The sequence below is a fragment of the Streptomyces sp. NPDC102490 genome, assembly GCF_044765285.1.
In the GTDB taxonomy this organism is placed as follows: domain Bacteria; phylum Actinomycetota; class Actinomycetes; order Streptomycetales; family Streptomycetaceae; genus Streptomyces.
The window spans coordinates 46285-63073 of record NZ_JBIWJU010000003.1 but is presented as its reverse complement, the minus strand read 5'-3'; the positions used below and the strand labels follow the sequence as shown (position 1 = coordinate 63073).

Here is a 16789-nt window from a genome sequence, read left to right as displayed (position 1 = left end):
GGGCCCCCGGGGCGCAGGGGGCGCTCCCCGCCGGCAGGGGCCCCGCCGCCGTGTCGCGGGGAGGGTGGTCAGCCCTGGGCGGCCGCGGCCCGCAGGGCGACCCGGTCCTCACCCGCGTACACGTTCATGGAGGTGCCGCGCAGGAAGCCCACCAGGGTCAGTCCGGTCTCGGCGGCCAGGTCCACCGCGAGCGAGGACGGCGCCGACACCGCGGCCAGCACCGGGATGCCCGCCATCACGGCCTTCTGCGCCAGCTCGAAGGAGGCCCGGCCCGACACCAGCAGCACGGACCGGGACAACGGCAGGTCCCCGTTCCGCAGGGCGCGCCCGACCAGCTTGTCCACCGCGTTGTGCCGGCCCACGTCCTCCCGTACGTCCACCAGCTCGCCGCCCTCGGTGAACAGGGCCGCCGCGTGCAGCCCGCCGGTCCGGTCGAAGACCCGCTGGGACGCGCGCAGCCGGTCGGGCAGGTGCGCCAGCAGTTCCGGGGTGACGCGGACCGGGGGAGTGTCGGCGATGGGCCAGCGGGCCGTGGTGCGCACCGCGTCCAGGCTCGCCTTGCCGCACAGCCCGCAGGACGAGGTGGTGTAGACGTTCCGCTCCAGCGTGATGTCCGGGACGCGTACGCCGGGGGCGGTCCGCACGTCGACCACGTTGTAGGTGTTGGACCCGTCGACGGTGGCGCCCGCGCAGTACACGATGTTCTGGAGGTCGCCCTGCTCGGCGAGGACACCCTCGCTCACCAGGAAACCCGCCGCCAGCGCGAAGTCGTCGCCGGGGGTGCGCATCGTGATGGCGAGCGGCTTGCCGTTCAGCCGGATCTCCAGCGGTTCCTCGGCGACGAGCGTGTCCGGGCGGGAGGAGACCGCCCCGTCCCTGATGCGGATGACCTTGCGTCGTTCCGTGACGCGTCCCATGTCGTGCCCCTTGTGCCGGTCAGTCCCGGTTCTGTACGTGCTGGTAGCCGAAGCGGCCCTTGATGCAGAGGTTGCCGTGGGTCACCGGGTTGTCGTGCGGTGAGGTGACCTTCACGATCTCATTGTCCTGCACATGGAGCGTGAGATTGCAGCCCACTCCGCAGTACGCGCACACCGTCGTCGTCTCGGTCTGCCGCTCCTCGTCCCAGGTGCCCGCCGCCCGCATGTCGAACTCCGACTTGAAGGACAGCGCCCCCGTGGGGCACACCTCGATGCAGTTGCCGCAGTAGACGCAAGCCGAGTCGGTCAGCGGGCCGTCGTGCTCGACCGAGATCCGGGCGTCGAAGCCGCGGCCGGAGACGGAGATGGCGAAGCTGTTCTGCCACTGCTCGCCGCACGCGTCCACGCACTTGTAGCAGAGGATGCATTTGCCGTAGTCGCGCACGTAGAGGTCGTTGTCGACGCGGGGTTCCTCGTCGACGCGGGCCGCGTCCGGGCCGAAGCGCTCGGGCTTCGCCTCGTACTCCTTGATCCACTGAGCGACCGAGGGGGTGGTGGAGAGGTCGACCGAGGAGGCGAGCAGTTCGAGGACGACCTTGCGGCTGTGCCGGGCGCGCTCGGTGTCCGTGCGCACCACCATGCCGGGTTCCGCCCTGCGCGAGCAGGCCGGCGCGAGGGTCCTGGCGCCCTCCACGTCCACCACGCAGACCCGGCAGGCGTTCTTCGGGGTGAGCGTGTCGCCCTCGCACAGCGTCGGCACGTCCTTCCCGGCCGCCCGGCAGGCGTCGAGGATCGTCGACCCCTCGGGGACCCTGGCCTCCTGCCCGTCGAGGGTGAACTCCACCAGGCGGCGCGGCACTCCGAGCGGTATAGCGGTCATTCGTACGCCCCCAGACGGTCGATGGCGGATTCCACGGCGTTCCACGCGGTCTGCCCCAGACCGCAGATCGAGGCGTCCCGCATCGCGCGGCCGACCTCGCGCAGCAGGGCGATGTCGTCGGCCGCCGCGCCGCCCGTGCGGTCGGCGATCCGGCGCAGCGCCTCCTCCTGGCGGACGGTGCCGACCCGGCACGGCACGCACTGACCGCACGACTCGTCGCGGAAGAACTCGGCGATGCGGAGCAGGAGGCGGGGGAGCGGGACCGTGTCGTCGAAGGCCATGACGACGCCGGAGCCCAGGGTCGTACCCGCCTCGCGGGTGCCTTCGAAGGTGAGCGGGAGGTCCAGTTCGTCGGGGCGGACGAAGCCCCCGGCGGCGCCGCCGAGCAGGACCGCGCGGAGGTTGTCGCGGACCCCGGCGAGGGTGAGCAGTTCGCCGAGCGTGGCGCCGAAGGGAAGCTCGTAGACACCGGGGCGGGCCACGCTGCCCGACACGCAGAACAGCTTCGGGCCGGTGGACGTCGGGGTGCCGATCGCGGCGTACGCCTCGGCGCCCCTCGTCAGGATGGGGAGGACGTTGACCAGGGTCTCCACGTTGTTCTCCACCGTGGGCTTGCCGAACAGGCCCTTCTCGACGGGGAACGGGGGCTTGGACCGGGGCTCGCCGCGGTGGCCCTCGATGGAGTTGAACAGCGCCGTCTCCTCGCCGCAGATGTACGCCCCGGCGCCGCGCCGGATCTCGATGTCGAAGGCGTAGCCCTGGCCGAGGACGTCGTCGCCGAGCAGGCCGCGGGTGCGGGCCTGTTCGACGGCGTGGGTGAGGCGGGCGAGGGCGCGGGGGTACTCGCCGCGGAGGTAGAGGTAGCCCCGGTGGGCGCCGGTCGCGTAGCCCGCGATCGTCATGGCCTCGACCAGGGCGTACGGGTCGCCCTCCATGAGGACGCGGTCCTTGAAGGTGCCGGGTTCGGATTCGTCGGCGTTGCAGACCAGGTAGTGCGGGTGGTCGGGCTGGGCGGCCGTCGCCTGCCACTTGCGGCCGGTGGGGAAGGCGGCGCCGCCACGGCCGACCAGGCCGGCGTCGGTGACCTCGCGGATGACGGCGGCGGGGCCGAGGGCGAAGGCGCGGCGGAGGGCGGTGTAGCCGCCGTGGGCGCGGTAGTCGTCGAGGGAGGTGGGGTCGGTGGTGCCGATGCGGTGGAGGAGGGTGAGGGTGGGGTCGCCGGACTGGGGGACGGCGGCTTCGGGGGCGGGTTCGGCGGGGGCCGATTCGGGGGTGGTGGCGGCTTGGATCGTGGTGTCCGGGGTTGCGGGGGCGCATACCGCCGTCGCGTGGAGGGTGTTTCGCCCCCGCCTCCGCTTTCCGTTCCCGTCCCCGGGGGCTGCGCCCCCGGCCCCCCCTTCGGCCTGGACGGCCTCGTCCTCAAACGCCGGACGGGCTGGAATGTCACCCTGCGCCGGACGGGCGGGAGTGTCACCCTGCGTCGAACGGGCTGGTTTGCCCGCTCGGATCACCAAAGCCGCCGGGGCGCGTTCGCACAGGCCCAGGCATGGGCTGCGGTCGACCGTTACTCCGCGCTCCTCCACGGCCGCGCAGAGTTCACTCGCTCCCGCCGCCGTGCACGCCAGGTCCGTGCAGAGGTGCAGGACGGTCGCCGGGCGGGGGCGGACCGAGAACATGGCGTAGAAGGTGGCCACCCCGTACGCCTCGGCCGGGGGGACGGTCAGGCGGCGGCACACGTAGTCCAGGGCGCCCTCGCTGATCCAGCCGACCCGGTCGTTGAGCGCGTGCAGGGCCGGGAGCAGCTGGTCGCGGCGATCCCGGGCCGCTCGGCCGCCCCGGGCCCATCTGAGGTCGGCGGTGTCCGTCCCGTCGCGCGCCGCGCCCTCCCAGGACGACTCGGGCGGGCCGAGCAGGGTGTCCACGGCCTCGCGTTCCTCGTCCGTGGGTTTGCCGTCACCGAAGTGCAGGTCCACCGGTGCTCACCTTCTCGATCCGGATCGCCGAGGCCTTGAACTCCGCCGTCCCGGCGATCGGGCAGTTGGCCTCGATGGTCAGCTGGTTGGTGTCCACCTCGTCGGGAAAGTGGAAGCTCATGAAGGCCAGGCCGGGGCGCAGGGCCGGGTCGACCCAGACGGGGGCCAGCAGCGAGCCGCGGCGCGAGGTCACCCGGACCTCCTCGCCGACCACGACCCCGTAGCGTTCGGCGTCCTCGGGGCAGAGTTCGACGGACTCGCCGCGACGCAACGGGGAGGCGTAACTTCCGCTCTGCACCCCCGTGTTGTAGGAGTCGAGGCGGCGTCCCGTGGTCAGCCGGATCGGGTACCGCTCGTCGGTGAGGTCCACGGGCGGGTCGTGCCGGACGATGCCGAAGGGGGCGGGGCGGCCACGGGCGGCCGGGTCCCGGGCCCACAGCCTGCCGTGCAGGTACGGCGGTTCCAGCTCCTCCGTGCTCGGGCACGGCCACTGGATGCCCTGGTGCTCCTCCAAGCGGGTGTACGTCATCCCGTGGTGGTCCGGCGAGAGGGCGCGCAGCTCGTTCCAGACCGCCTCGGCGTCGGCGTACTTCCAGTCGTGGCCGAGGCGGGCGGCGAGGTCGCAGAGGATGTCGATGTCCTCGCGGGCCTCTCCGGGCGGGGTCACGGCCCTGCGCACGCGTTGGACGCGCCGTTCGCTGTTGGTGGTGGTGCCCTCGGTCTCCGCCCAGCCGGCCGTCGCCGGGAGGACCACGTCGGCCAGTTCGGCGGTCTTCGTGAGGAAGATGTCCTGGACCACCAGGAAGTCCAGTGCGCGCAGGCGGCGTACCGCCTGTTCGGCGTCCGCCTCCGACTGGGCCGGGTTCTCGCCGATGCAGTAGACGGCGCGGAGCGTGCCCTCGTCCATCGCCTCGAACATCTCCGTCAGGGTGAGGCCGTGGCGCGGCTCGACCACCGTGTCCCACGCCGTCTCGAACTTCCGCCTGACCTCCGGGTCGAGCACGTCCTGGAAACCGGGGAGGCGGTTGGGGATCGCGCCCATGTCGCCGCCGCCCTGCACGTTGTTCTGGCCGCGCAGGGGCTGGAGACCGGAGCCGTAGCGGCCGACATGACCGGTGAGCAGGGAGAGGTTGATCAGGGCGCGGACGTTGTCCGTGCCGTTGTGGTGCTCGGTGATGCCCAGGGTCCAGCACAACTGGGCGCGTTCGGCGCGGGCGTAGGCGTGCGCCAGCTCGCGGATGGCGGCCCGCGGTACGCCCGTCACCTTCTCGGCGAGGGAGAGGGTCCAGGGTTCGACCAGGGCCCGGTAGTCGTCGTAGCCCGTCGTCGCGCGCTCGATGAACGCCTCGTTGGCCAGGCCCGCGTGGATGATCTCGCGGCCGACCGCGTGGGCCAGCGCGATGTCCGTGCCGACGTTCGGGCCGAGCCAGCTCTCCGCCCACTCGGCGGTGGAGGTGCGGCGCGGGTCGACGGCGTACAGGCGGGCGCCGTTGCGGAGGCCCTTCAGGACGTGCTGGAAGAAGATCGGGTGCGCGAAACGGGCGTTGGAGCCCCACATCACGATGACGTCGGTGTGCTCGATCTCCTCGTAGGAGGAGGTGCCGCCGCCCGAGCCGAAGGCGGCCGACAGGCCCGCGACGCTCGGCGCGTGACAGGTGCGGTTGCAGGAGTCGACGTTGTGGGTGCCCATGACCACCCGGGCGAACTTCTGCGCCACGTAGTTCATCTCGTTGGTCGCCCGCGCGCAGGAGAACATCCCGAACGCGCCGCGGGCCGCCGCCAGGCCCCGGGCCGTGCGGTCCAGGGCCTCTTCCCAGGTCGCCCGGCGGAAGGGCTCGTCGCGCGCGTCCCGCACCAGGGGGTGGGTGAGGCGGGCGTAGGTCTTGGGGGTTCGGTCGCGTTTCGTCATGCGGCGCTCCTCGACGCGAGCAGGTCCGACAGGGCGTGCACGGTGCGCAGGGTGGGCACCGGGACCCCGGTGATCTCCGCCAGTTCGACGACGGCCGCGAGCAGGACGTCGAGTTCGAGCGGCTTGCCGCGCTCCAGGTCCTGGAGCGTGGAGGTGCGGTGGTCGCCGACCCGCTCGGCGCCCGCGAGGCGGCGTTCGATGGAGACGCCGACCTCGCAGCCGAGGGCCGCGGCGACCGCCAGCGTCTCGGTCATCATGGTCTCGATGACCTCGCGGGTGCCGCCGTGCCGGCACATCTGGCGCATGGTGGCCCGGACCAGGGCGCTGATCGGGTTGAAGGAGATGTTGCCCAGCAGCTTCAGCCAGATGTCGTTGCGCAGGTCGGGCTCGACCGGGCACTTCAGGCCGCCCGACCGCATCGCCTCGCTGAGCGCCAGGCACCGGGGCGAGACCTCCCGGCCCGGCTCGCCGATCGAGAACCGGGTGCCTTCCACATGCCGTACGACGCCCGGCTGTTCCAGTTCGGTGGCCGCGTACACGACGCAGCCGACGGCCCGTTCGGGCGCGAGCACCGCGCTGACCGCGCCGGCCGGGTCCACGCTCTCCAGACGGCGCCCGTCCCAGGGGCCGCCGTGCCGGTGGAAGTACCACCAGGGGATGCCGTTCTGGGCGGCCACGACCGCCGTGCTCCCGTGTAGCAGCGGCTCGATCAGCGGCCCGCACGCCGCGTACGAGTTGGCCTTCAGACCCAGGAACACATAGTCGGCCGGGCCGACTTCGGCCGGGTCGTCGGTGGCGCGCGGATGCGCGGTGAAGTCGCCGCGCGGGCTGCGCACCCGAACTCCGTACTGCCTCATGGCCGCCAGGTGCGGTCCACGGGCGATGAGATGCACGTCGGCGCCCGCACGGTGGAGCGCGGCGCCGACGTAGGCGCCGATCGCCCCGGCGCCGAGGACTGCGACTTTCATGGCGGGGAGCTCCGTTCGGTCGAGGGATACCGCGGAACTGCCGAACGAGATGTCGACGAAATATTGTCTACAGTATGGAAGTTGTCGCAGCAAGGCTTTGTGCAGCACTAGTGGTTGTCTGCTCAACAGACTTCTCAAGTGGTCTCGCGGTCCATACGGTTGGGGACCCATGAGTCCCCCCGTCGCACCCCCGGGCTGGAGCCGTTGGCTCGTTCCCCCGGCCGCTCTCTCGGTCCACCTCTCCATCGGGCAGGCCTACGCCTGGTCCGTGTTCAAACCGCCCCTGGAGTCCGCGCTCGGCCTCAGCGGCACGCAGAGCGCGCTGCCCTTCCAGCTCGGCATCGTCATGCTCGGCCTGTCCGCCGCGTTCGGCGGCACACTCGTGGAACGGCACGGGCCGCGCTGGGCGATGACCGTCGCCCTGGTCTGCTTCTCCTCCGGCTTCCTGCTCTCCGCGCTCGGCGCGGCGGCGGAGCAGTACTGGCTGATCGTCCTCGGCTACGGCTTCGTCGGCGGGATCGGCCTCGGCATCGGCTACATCTCGCCCGTGTCGACGCTGATCAAGTGGTTCCCCGACCGGCCGGGCATGGCCACCGGCATCGCCATCATGGGCTTCGGCGGCGGCGCCCTCATCGCCTCGCCCTGGTCGGCGCAGATGCTGAAGTCCTTCGGCACCGACAACTCCGGGATCGCCCTCGCCTTCCTCGTCCACGGACTGACGTACGCCGTCTTCATGCTGCTCGGCGTGCTCCTGGTGCGGGTGCCGCGGCCCAGGGAGGGGGCGGACGGCCGGCCCGCACCGCTGGAGGGCGTGCAGGTCTCGGCGCGTTCTGCCGTGCGCACCCCGCAGTTCTGGCTGCTGTGGATCGTGCTCTGCATGAACGTCACGGCCGGCATCGGCATCCTGGAGAAGGCCGCGCCGATGATCACCGACTTCTTCGCCGACACCTCCACCCCGGTGTCCGCGACCGCGGCGGCCGGCTTCGTGGCCCTGCTGTCGGCGGCCAACATGGCGGGCCGGATCGGCTGGTCGTCGGCCTCCGACCTGATCGGACGCAAGAACATCTACCGCGTCTACCTCGGTGCCGGCGCGCTCATGTACACCCTGATCGCGCTGTTCGGCGACTCCTCCAAGCCGCTGTTCGTCCTGTGCGCCCTGGTCGTGCTCTCCTTCTACGGCGGCGGCTTCGCCACCGCCCCCGCCTACCTCAAGGACCTCTTCGGCACCTACCAGGTCGGCGCGATCCACGGGCGGCTGCTCACCGCCTGGTCGCTGGCCGGCGTCCTCGGGCCGCTGATCGTGAACTGGATCGCGGACCACCAGGAGGAGGCGGGACGGCACGGCTCGGCCCTGTACGGCACCTCCTTCCTCATCATGATCGGGCTGCTGGTCGTCGGCTTCGTCGCCAACGAACTCGTCCGCCCCGTCCACGCCCGGCACCACGAACCCGCGACCGCCACCCCCGCGCCGAAGGAGGGCAACGATGTCACCCGACCGCAGCCAGAGTCCGCCTGAGGCCGCCGAGGTGCCCGACCGGCGGCCGCTGATCGCCTTCACCTGGCTCTGGGTGGGCGCCCCGCTCGCCTACGGGCTGTACGAACTCGTGCGGAAGGCGACCCAGCTCTTCACCGGGTGAGGGCGGGCACCGGCGGGCGGACCGCCCGGGGCGGCGGAGGGTGCTGACCGAAGCCGACAAGCCCGGCGCCGGTTTCCTGTCGTATCACCTGCCGTCGTACCCGTCGGTCACTGATCACACTGGTGGATCCCGTACCCCCGAGGCAGCGAGGACTCCACCCATGCACCACGGCTCCCGCATCACCGCCGTCGGCCACTACCAGCCCGCCCGGATCCTCACCAACGAGGACCTGGCGGGCATGGTCGACACCAGCGACGAGTGGATCAGGAGCCGGGTGGGCATCCGTTCGCGCCGGATCGCCGGACCCGACGAGCCGGTCGACGAGCTGGCCGGCCACGCCGCCGCGAAGGCGCTCGCGGCGGCCGGGCTGACCCCCGCCGACGTGGACCTGGTCGTGGTCGCCACCTCCACCGCGATCGACCGCTCCCCGAACACCGCGGCCCGGGTCGCCGCCCGCCTCGGCATCCCCGGCCCCGCCGCGCTGGACCTCAACGTGGTGTGCGCGGGCTTCACCCACGCCCTGGCCACCGCCGACCACGCCGTACAGGTGGGGTCCTCCAGCCGGGCGCTGGTCGTCGGCGCGGACAAGATGTCCGAGGTCACCGACTGGACCGACCGCACCACCTGCGTGCTGGTCGGCGACGGGGCGGGGGCCGCCGTCGTCGAGGCCTGCGCGCCGGGCGAGGAGGCGGGGATCGGTCCCGTGCTGTGGGGGTCGGTGCCCGAGATGGGCAACGCGGTCCGCATCGAGGGGACGCCGCCGCGGTTCGCGCAGGAGGGGCAGAGCGTCTACCGCTGGGCGACCACCAAGCTGCCCGCCATCGCGCGCCGGGCCTGCGAGCGGTCCGGCCTCGAACCCGCCGACCTCGCCGCGGTCGTCCTGCACCAGGCCAACCTGCGCATCATCGAACCCCTCGCCGCGAAGATCGGTGCCGTCAACGCCGTGGTCGCCCGCGATGTCGTCGAGTCCGGCAACACCTCCGCGGCGAGCATCCCGCTCGCGCTGTCCAAGCTGGTGGAGCGGGGCGAGATCACCACCGGCGACCCGGTGCTGCTCTTCGGCTTCGGCGGCAACCTCTCCTACGCCGGACAGGTCGTCCGCTGCCCCTGAGGGCCCCGGCGCCCCCGATGTGACCTGGCCTACACCCCGGGCCCGCGGCCGAGCGCGCCGTAGACTGTAGACGAAAGACAATCAATACTTTGCCTGTTGATTGCTTTCCGGCTGCCGAGGGGGACTGATGTTGTCCGCAGGACTGCCCCAGGGGGCGGTGCCCAGGCTCGAACGGCCCGGCCCGCTGCGGGACCGTGTCTACGAGGCGCTGCTCGAACTCATCACCACCCGGGCCCTGCGGCCCGGCCAGCACCTCGTCGAGAGCGAACTCGCCGGGCACCTCGGGGTGTCGCGGCAGCCGGTGCGCGAGGCACTGCAACGGCTCAACACCGAGGGCTGGGTCGATCTGCGCCCCGCGCAGGGGGCGTTCGTGCACGAGCCGACGGAGGAGGAGGCGGACCAGCTCCTGACGGTGCGTACCCTCCTGGAGGCCGAGGCGGCGCGGCTCGCCGCGGCCAACGCCTCCAGTGCCGGCATCGCCGCGCTGGAGGAGCTGTGCGCGGAGGGGGAGCGGGCCGTCGCCGCCGAGGACGTGGACGCCACCGTCGCCGTCAACGCCCGCTTCCACGGCAAGGTCATGGAGCTGGCGGGCAACGCGGTGCTGGCCGAACTCGCCGCGCAGGTCGACCGCCGGGTCCGCTGGTACTACACCCCGGTCGCCCGGCAGCGCGGCCGGCAGTCCTGGATCGAGCACCGCAAGCTGATCGCCGCCATCACCGAGCGGGACGAGCAGGCGGCGTCCCGGCTGATGCGCGAGCACACCGAACACACCCGCCACTCGTACCACGAGCGCGAAGGAAGCTGAGGTCACCGCCCGTTCGGGGCGCGTTCCCAGGCCGTCCGGCACCTTGGCCGGGCGGCCTCGTCGCGTCCGGGGTCGTCGGGTGCCGCGCCCTTCTTTGTCCACTCAGAGGAGAAAGTTCGCAGCAATTCATGCGTGACTTCTTCCCACACCCGGCGCCCGCTGCTACGTTCCCTCCGAAAGCACGCCACGGGAGCAAGCCAGGGACGTGGCCGGAAACCGGCGGACTCAAGGCCGATCGAGGCGGGGAGGGGCTCGTGAGACGCATGACCGCACGACCCGCGAACGCCCACCAAGCGCGACTGCTCCAGCTGTTGCGCGACGGCGGGCCCAACTCCCGCGCCCAGCTGGGCGACCAGGTCGACCTCTCCCGGTCCAAACTGGCCGTCGAGGTGGACCGGCTGCTGGAGACCGGTCTCGTCGTGGCCGACGGACTCGCCGCCTCGCGCGGCGGGCGCCGCAGCCACAACGTCCGTCTCCATCCCGGACTGCGCTTCCTCGGCGTCGACATCGGCGCGACCTCGGTCGACGTCGCCGTCACCAACGCCGAGCTGGAGATCCTCGGGCACATCAACCAGCCCATGGACGTGCGCGAGGGCCCGGTCGCGGTCTTCGAGCAGGTGCTGTCCATGGCCGCCAAACTGCGCGCCTCCGGGCTCGCGGAGGGCTTCGACGGCGCCGGCATCGGCGTCCCGGGGCCGGTCCGCTTCCCCGAGGGCGTGCCGGTGGCTCCGCCGATCATGCCGGGCTGGGACGGCTTCCCCGTACGGGAGGCACTCAGCCAGGAACTGGGCTGCCCGGTCATGGTCGACAACGACGTGAACCTGATGGCGCTGGGCGAGCAGCACGCGGGCGTCGCCCGCACCCAGCACGACTTCCTCGTCGTCAAGATCGGTACCGGCATCGGCTGCGGCATCGTCGTCGGCGGGGAGGTCTACCGCGGGACCACGGGCAGCGCGGGCGACATCGGGCACATCCAGGCCGTGCCCGAGGGACGTCCGTGCGCCTGCGGCAACCGCGGCTGCCTGGAGGCCCACTTCAGCGGCGCGGCCCTGGCCCGCGACGCCACGGAGGCCGCCCAGCAGGGCCGGTCGGCCGAGCTCGCGAACCGGCTGGCGGCGAACGGGGGCCTCAGCGCCGCCGACGTCGCCGCCGCGGCCGCCGCGGGCGACGCCACCGCGCTGGACCTGATCAGGGAGGGCGGCCGCAGCACCGGCCAGGTCATCGCCGGCCTGGTCAGCTTCTTCAACCCGGGCCTGGTGGTGATCGGCGGCGGGGTGACCGGCCTCGGCCACAACCTGCTCGCCGCGATCCGCACCCAGGTCTACCGCCAGTCGCTGCCCCTGGCGACCGGCAACCTGCCCATCGTCCTCGGGGAGCTGGGACCCACCGCCGGAGTCATCGGCGCGGCCCGGCTGATCAGCGACCACCTCTTCTCACCCGCGTAACCGCCGTTCGGTTCACGAGCTCCACCAGCACAGCGCTCCGCACAGCCCTGCCCTGCCCTGCTCCGTACCGTCCTGTTCCGTCACCCCCCGTTCCGCCACGCCCTGCTCTGCTCTGCCCTGACACCGGCCCGCACGCCCGCCGAGGGGACCTCACATGGCACCAGAACCACCGCTGCTCAGCATGTCCGGCATCACCAAGTCGTTCCCCGGAGTCCGGGCCCTCGACGGCGTCGACCTCGACGTCCAGGCCGGCGAGGTGCACTGCCTCCTCGGCCAGAACGGCGCCGGAAAGTCCACGCTCATCAAGGTGCTGGCCGGCGCCCACCAGCCCGACACCGGCACCATCCGCTGGCGCGGCGACGAGGTCACCCTGCGCTCGCCGATCGCGGCCATGCGCCTGGGCATCGCCACCATCTACCAGGAACTCGACCTGGTCGAGCACCTGTCGGTCGCCGAGAACGTCCACCTCGGACACGAGCCGACCGCCGCCGGCTTCGTCGTCCGGGGCAGGGCGGCCAAGGCGTCCACGGCCGCACTGCTCAAACGCCTCGGGCACCCCGAGGTCGACCCGGGGCGGCTGGTCGGCGACCTGTCGGCGGCGCAGCAGCAGATCGTGTCGATGGCACGGGCGCTCTCCCACGACGTACGGCTGATCGTGATGGACGAGCCGTCCGCCGCCCTCGACCCGGACGAGGTCGACAACCTCTTCCGCATCGTCGCCGACCTCACCGCCGACGGCGTCGCCGTCGTCTACATCTCGCACCGCCTGGAGGAGATCCGCCGCATCGGCGACCGGGTCACCGTCCTCAAGGACGGCCGGGCGGTGGCCCGCGGCCTGCCCGCCGAGTCGACGCCCACCCGCGAGGTGGTGGCGCTGATGACGGGACGCAACGTCGAGTACGTCTTCCCGGACCGGCCCACCGCGCCGCCCGCCGCCGAACCCGTGCTGAGCGTGCGGGGACTGGCCCGGCAGGGCGAGTTCGCCCCGCTCGACCTGGAGGTGCGCCCCGGCGAGATCGTCGGCCTCGCGGGACTCGTCGGCTCCGGCCGGTCCGAGATCCTGGAGACGGTCTACGGAGCCCGGAAGGCGAGCGCCGGCCAGGTCCTCGTCGACGGGCGTCCGCTCAGGCCGGGCAGCGTGCGCGCCGCGGTGCGCGCCGGGCTCGGACTCGCCCCCGAGGAACGCAAGGCCCAGGCCCTGCTGATGCTGGAGTCCGTCACCCGCAACGTGTCGGTCTCCGCCATGTCCCGCTTCTCGCGCGGCGGCTGGATCGACCGCGGCGCCGAACTCGGCGCGGCCCGCGCGGCCACCCGCGAGCTGTCGCTGCGGCCCGACAACCCGTCCGTGCCCGTGCGCACCCTCTCCGGCGGCAACCAGCAGAAGGCGGTGCTCGCCCGCTGGCTGCTGCGCGGCTGCCGGGTCCTGCTGCTCGACGAACCCACCCGCGGCGTCGACGTCGGCGCCCGCGCCGAGCTGTACGCCGTCATCCGGCGTCTGGCCGACGAGGGCCTCGCCGTCCTGCTGGTCTCCAGCGAGGTGCCCGAGGTGCTGGGTCTCGCCGACCGCGTCCTGGTGCTGCGCGAGGGCCGCGTCGTGCACGAGGCCCCCGCCCGCGAACTCGACGAACACCGCGTACTCGACCTCGTGATGGAAGGAAGTCCGGCGTCATGACGCAGCACGTGTCCCCGCCGCGGGACGGCACCGGCAAGGCGGCACCCGTGGACGCTCCGCCCGCCTGGCGGGTCCGGTTGGGCCGCGCCGACGTCCGCACCCTCACCCTGCTCGGCGTGCTCGCCGTACTGGTCCTCATCGGCGGCATCACCCAGCCCGACTCGTTCCTCGACACCCGCAACCTCCAACTGGTGCTCACCCAGGCGTCCGTGATCGGCGTCGTCACCGTCGGCATGACCTTCGTCATCGTCTCCGGCGGCATCGACCTGTCGGTCGGCGCCATCGTCGCCCTCGCCTCGGTGTGGGCGACCACGGTCGCCACCCAGGAGTACGGGTTCTTCGGCATCCTCTTCACCGCGATCGTGGTGGGCGTGGGCTGCGGCCTGGTCAACGGGGTGCTCATCGCCTTCGGCCAGATGGTGCCGTTCATCGCCACCCTCGCCATGCTGGCCTCGGCCCGCGGCCTCGCGCTCCAGATCACCGACGGCCAGACCCAGGTCGTCAGCGTCTCCAGCGTCCTGGACCTCGGCGAACGCGACGCCTACATCCTCGGCATCCCGCCGCTGGTCCTGGTGTTCGCGGCCGTCACCGTCATCGGCTGGCTGGTGCTCAACCGGACCACCTTCGGACGGCGCACCGTCGCCGTCGGCGGCAACGCGGAGGCCGCCCGTCTCGCCGGCATCGACGTCCGCCGCCAGCGGCTCTACCTTTACCTGCTGTCCGGGCTGTGCTGCGGCATCGCGGCCTTCCTGCTGATCGTCCTGGCCGGCTCCGGCCAGAACACCAACGGCAACCTCTACGAACTCGACGCCATCGCCGCCGCGATCATCGGCGGAACCCTGCTGACCGGCGGCCGGGGCCACATCCTCGGCTCCGTGCTGGGCGTCCTGATCTTCACCACGATCACCAACATCTTCGCCCTGAACAACCTGCAGACCGACGTGCAGCAGATCGCCAAGGGCGCGATCATCGTCGCCGCCGTGCTGGTCCAGCGCCGTACCGCAAGCACGCATTGAGGAAAGGGTTCACCGTCATGACGAAGCTCACGAGTCGCAGAGGGCTGCTCTTCGGAGCCGCCGCCGTGTCCGCCGGTGCCGTCCTCACGGGGTGCACCAGCAACGACCCCGACAACGGCGACGACAAGGCCGCCGCCGACACCCAGCCGGCCGCGGACGACAAGCCCGGCAAGCCGATCACCATCGGCTACGCGGGTCCGCAGGCCGACCACGGCTGGCTCAACGCCATCAACGACCAGGCCAAGAAGCGCGCGGAGAAGTACTCGGAGGTCACCCTCGAGGTCACCGAGGGCTCCAACGACACCGCGCAGCAGATCGGCCAGATCGAGACCCTCATCAACAAGAAGGTCGACGTCCTGGTGGTGCTGCCCGCCGACGGCAAGGCGCTCACCCAGGTCGGCCTCAAGGCGATGCGGGCCGGCATCCCGGTCATCAACCTGGACCGCATCTTCAACAGCCCCCAGGCGTACCGCTGCTGGGTCGGCGGCGACAACTACGGCATGGGCCTCAACGCCGCCCACTACATCGGCGAGAAGCTCAAGGACAAGCCGAACGCGAAGGTCATAGAGCTGGCCGGCATCGACAACCTGGAACTGACCCAGCAGCGCACCCAGGGCTTCGACGACGGACTGAAGAACTACCCGAACATCAAGAAGGTGGCCCGCCAGGCCGCCGAGTTCACCGTCGAGTCCGGCCAGGCCAAGATGGCCCAGCTGCTCCAGGCCCAGTCGGACTTCGACGCCCTGTGGAACCACGACGACGACCAGGGCGTGGGCGCCCTGCGCGCCATCGAGCAGGCCGGACGCGACGACTTCCTGATGGTCGGCGGCGCGGGCGCGCTCTCCGCCTTCGAGGCCATCAAGGCCGACCGCGGCGTTCTGAAGGCGACGGTGCTCTACCCGCCGACCATGGCCGCCTCCGCGATCGACCTGGCCCGGGCGCTCGGCCAGAACAAGGGCATCAGCGGGCTGGCCGAGTTCGAGATCCCCTCGACCGTCACCTGCTACTCGGCCGTGGTCGACAAGGAGAACGTCGACCAGTACATGTCCACGGGCTTCAAGTGACGGACGCCGTCCCGGCGCCGGCCTGACCAGCCGGCCCGCCGGGGCGGGGCCCACCCCACCGCGCCACCACGACGAGGAGGACATCCGCATGGGACAGCCGCAGCAGCCCGAGGGGGCCGGCGCCGAGGAGGCAGCCGCCGGGACCGACAGCGGGACCGATACCGGGACCGACGCCGGGGCCGGGGCGGCGACGGGGGCGTCCGCGACCAGACCGCCCCTGCGCGTCGGCATGATCGGCTACGCCTTCATGGGCGCCGCCCACTCCCAGGGCTGGCGCACCGCCGGACGCGTCTTCGACCTGCCGCTGAACCCGGTACTGGCCGCGATCTGCGGGCGGGACGCCGACGCCGTCCGCCTCGCGGCCGACCGGCACGGCTGGGCGAGCACCGAGACCGACTGGCGGGCCCTGGTCGAACGGGACGACATCGACCTCGTCGACATCTGCACGCCCGGCGACAGCCACGCCGAGATCGCGCTGGCCGCGCTCGCCGCCGGGAAACACGTCCTGTGCGAGAAGCCGCTGGCCAACACCGTCGAGGAGGCGCAGGAGATGACCCGCGCCGCCGAGCAGGCCGGGACGCGCGGGCAGCTGGCGATGGTCGGCTTCAACTACCGCCGGGTGCCGGCCACCGCGCTGGCCCGGCGGATGGTCGCCGAGGGCCGCGTCGGCCGGCTGCGGCACCTGCGGGTGACCTACCTCCAGGACTGGCTGGTCGACCCCAAGGCCCCGCTCACCTGGCGGCTGCGCAAGGAGCTGGCCGGGTCGGGGGCGCTCGGCGACCTCGGCGCCCACATCGTCGACCTCGCCCAGTACCTGTCGGGGGAGCGGATCGCGGGCGTCTCCGCCCTCACCGAGACCTTCGTACGGGAACGCCCGCTGCCCGCCGGCGCCTCCCGGGGCCTGTCCGCGGGCTCGGCGGACGGGGTGACGGGACAGGTCACCGTGGACGACGCCGCCGTCTTCACCGGCCGCCTCACCTCCGGCGCCCTGGTCTCCTTCGAGGCCACCCGGTACGCCACCGGCCGCAAGAACGCCCTGCGCATCGAACTCAACGGCGAGCGCGGCTCCCTCGCCTTCGACCTGGAACGGCTCAACGAGCTGGAGTACCACGACGGCACCGAGCCGGGGGAGCACGCGGGCTTCCGCCGCATCCTCGTCACCGAACCCGAACACCCCTACCTGGACGCCTGGTGGCCGCCGGGCCACGGGCTCGGCTACGAGCACACCTTCGTGCACCAGGCGCGCGATCTCGTCCACGCCGTCGCCGAGGGCCGCGCGCCCGAACCCTCCTTCGCCGACGGGCTGCACGTGCAGCGCGTGCTCGCGGCCGTGGAGGAGAGCGCCGAGAAGAACTCCGTCTACACCCCGATCATGCTCTGAGGAGGCCGGCA

Annotated in this window: 14 protein-coding genes; 9 read left to right on the top strand and 5 right to left on the bottom strand. The window is 72.2% G+C overall.

The annotated features are described in order from the left end of the window. Positions 1–68 precede the first annotated feature (68 nt). The 5 genes from fdhD to ACIRGB_RS06940 are packed head-to-tail and all read right to left on the bottom strand — an operon-like array spanning position 69 to position 6647. Positions 69–917, bottom strand: a complete 849-nt coding sequence (gene fdhD / locus ACIRGB_RS06960; RefSeq protein WP_403859429.1) for a formate dehydrogenase accessory sulfurtransferase FdhD — start codon at positions 915–917, stop codon at positions 69–71. Positions 918–936: 19 nt separating this feature from the next. Further along, positions 937–1797 carry a 2Fe-2S iron-sulfur cluster-binding protein gene (locus tag ACIRGB_RS06955; protein WP_403859427.1) on the bottom strand — a complete coding sequence of 287 codons (861 nt, stop codon included), beginning with the start codon at positions 1795–1797 and terminating at the stop codon, positions 937–939. Then, positions 1794–3770: an NADH-ubiquinone oxidoreductase-F iron-sulfur binding region domain-containing protein gene (locus ACIRGB_RS06950; protein WP_403859425.1), complete on the bottom strand. Its 1977-nt coding sequence runs from the start codon at positions 3768–3770 to the stop codon at positions 1794–1796. The genes ACIRGB_RS06955 and ACIRGB_RS06950 overlap by 4 nt, the downstream gene beginning before the upstream one ends. Beyond that, the gene (locus ACIRGB_RS06945) at positions 3751–5679 is read right to left on the bottom strand and encodes a molybdopterin oxidoreductase family protein (protein WP_403859423.1); all 1929 of its coding nucleotides are present in this window, start codon (positions 5677–5679) and stop codon (positions 3751–3753) included. Before ACIRGB_RS06945 ends, ACIRGB_RS06950 begins: the two co-directional genes overlap by 20 nt. Then, positions 5676–6647: a 2-dehydropantoate 2-reductase gene (locus ACIRGB_RS06940; protein WP_403859421.1), complete on the bottom strand. Its 972-nt coding sequence runs from the start codon at positions 6645–6647 to the stop codon at positions 5676–5678. Before ACIRGB_RS06940 ends, ACIRGB_RS06945 begins: the two co-directional genes overlap by 4 nt. A 169-nt stretch (positions 6648–6816) precedes the next feature. Between ACIRGB_RS06940 and ACIRGB_RS06935 the strand changes: the two genes are divergently transcribed. The 9 genes from ACIRGB_RS06935 (at position 6817) to ACIRGB_RS06895 (ending at position 16778) form a co-directional block, all read left to right on the top strand. Next, positions 6817–8163 (top strand): OFA family MFS transporter, encoded by a 1347-nt coding sequence (locus ACIRGB_RS06935; protein WP_403859419.1) that lies wholly within the window; start codon positions 6817–6819, stop codon positions 8161–8163. Continuing rightward, a complete protein-coding gene (locus tag ACIRGB_RS06930) occupies positions 8132–8284 on the top strand; it encodes a hypothetical protein (protein WP_403859417.1) in 153 nt (50 codons plus the stop codon). Before ACIRGB_RS06935 ends, ACIRGB_RS06930 begins: the two co-directional genes overlap by 32 nt. A gap of 160 nt (positions 8285–8444) precedes the next feature. Continuing rightward, a complete protein-coding gene (locus tag ACIRGB_RS06925) occupies positions 8445–9395 on the top strand; it encodes a beta-ketoacyl-ACP synthase III (RefSeq protein ID WP_403859415.1) in 951 nt (316 codons plus the stop codon). A 127-nt stretch (positions 9396–9522) separates the two neighbouring features. Then, positions 9523–10200, top strand: a complete 678-nt coding sequence (locus ACIRGB_RS06920; RefSeq protein WP_403859413.1) for a GntR family transcriptional regulator — start codon at positions 9523–9525, stop codon at positions 10198–10200. 263 nt (positions 10201–10463) lie between these two features. After that, positions 10464–11645, top strand: a complete 1182-nt coding sequence (locus tag ACIRGB_RS06915) for an ROK family protein (RefSeq protein ID WP_403859411.1) — start codon at positions 10464–10466, stop codon at positions 11643–11645. Between the two features lie 154 nt (positions 11646–11799). Next, a complete protein-coding gene (locus ACIRGB_RS06910; protein WP_403859409.1) occupies positions 11800–13317 on the top strand; it encodes a sugar ABC transporter ATP-binding protein in 1518 nt (505 codons plus the stop codon). Continuing rightward, the gene (locus tag ACIRGB_RS06905; RefSeq protein ID WP_403859407.1) at positions 13314–14333 is read left to right on the top strand and encodes an ABC transporter permease; all 1020 of its coding nucleotides are present in this window, start codon (positions 13314–13316) and stop codon (positions 14331–14333) included. Before ACIRGB_RS06910 ends, ACIRGB_RS06905 begins: the two co-directional genes overlap by 4 nt. Positions 14334–14350: 17 nt before the next feature. Further along, positions 14351–15397: a substrate-binding domain-containing protein gene (locus tag ACIRGB_RS06900; protein WP_403859405.1), complete on the top strand. Its 1047-nt coding sequence runs from the start codon at positions 14351–14353 to the stop codon at positions 15395–15397. Between the two features lie 88 nt (positions 15398–15485). Then, complete coding sequence (locus tag ACIRGB_RS06895; protein WP_403859403.1) at positions 15486–16778, top strand: Gfo/Idh/MocA family protein; 1293 nt, start codon at positions 15486–15488, stop codon at positions 16776–16778. Positions 16779–16789 lie beyond the last annotated feature (11 nt).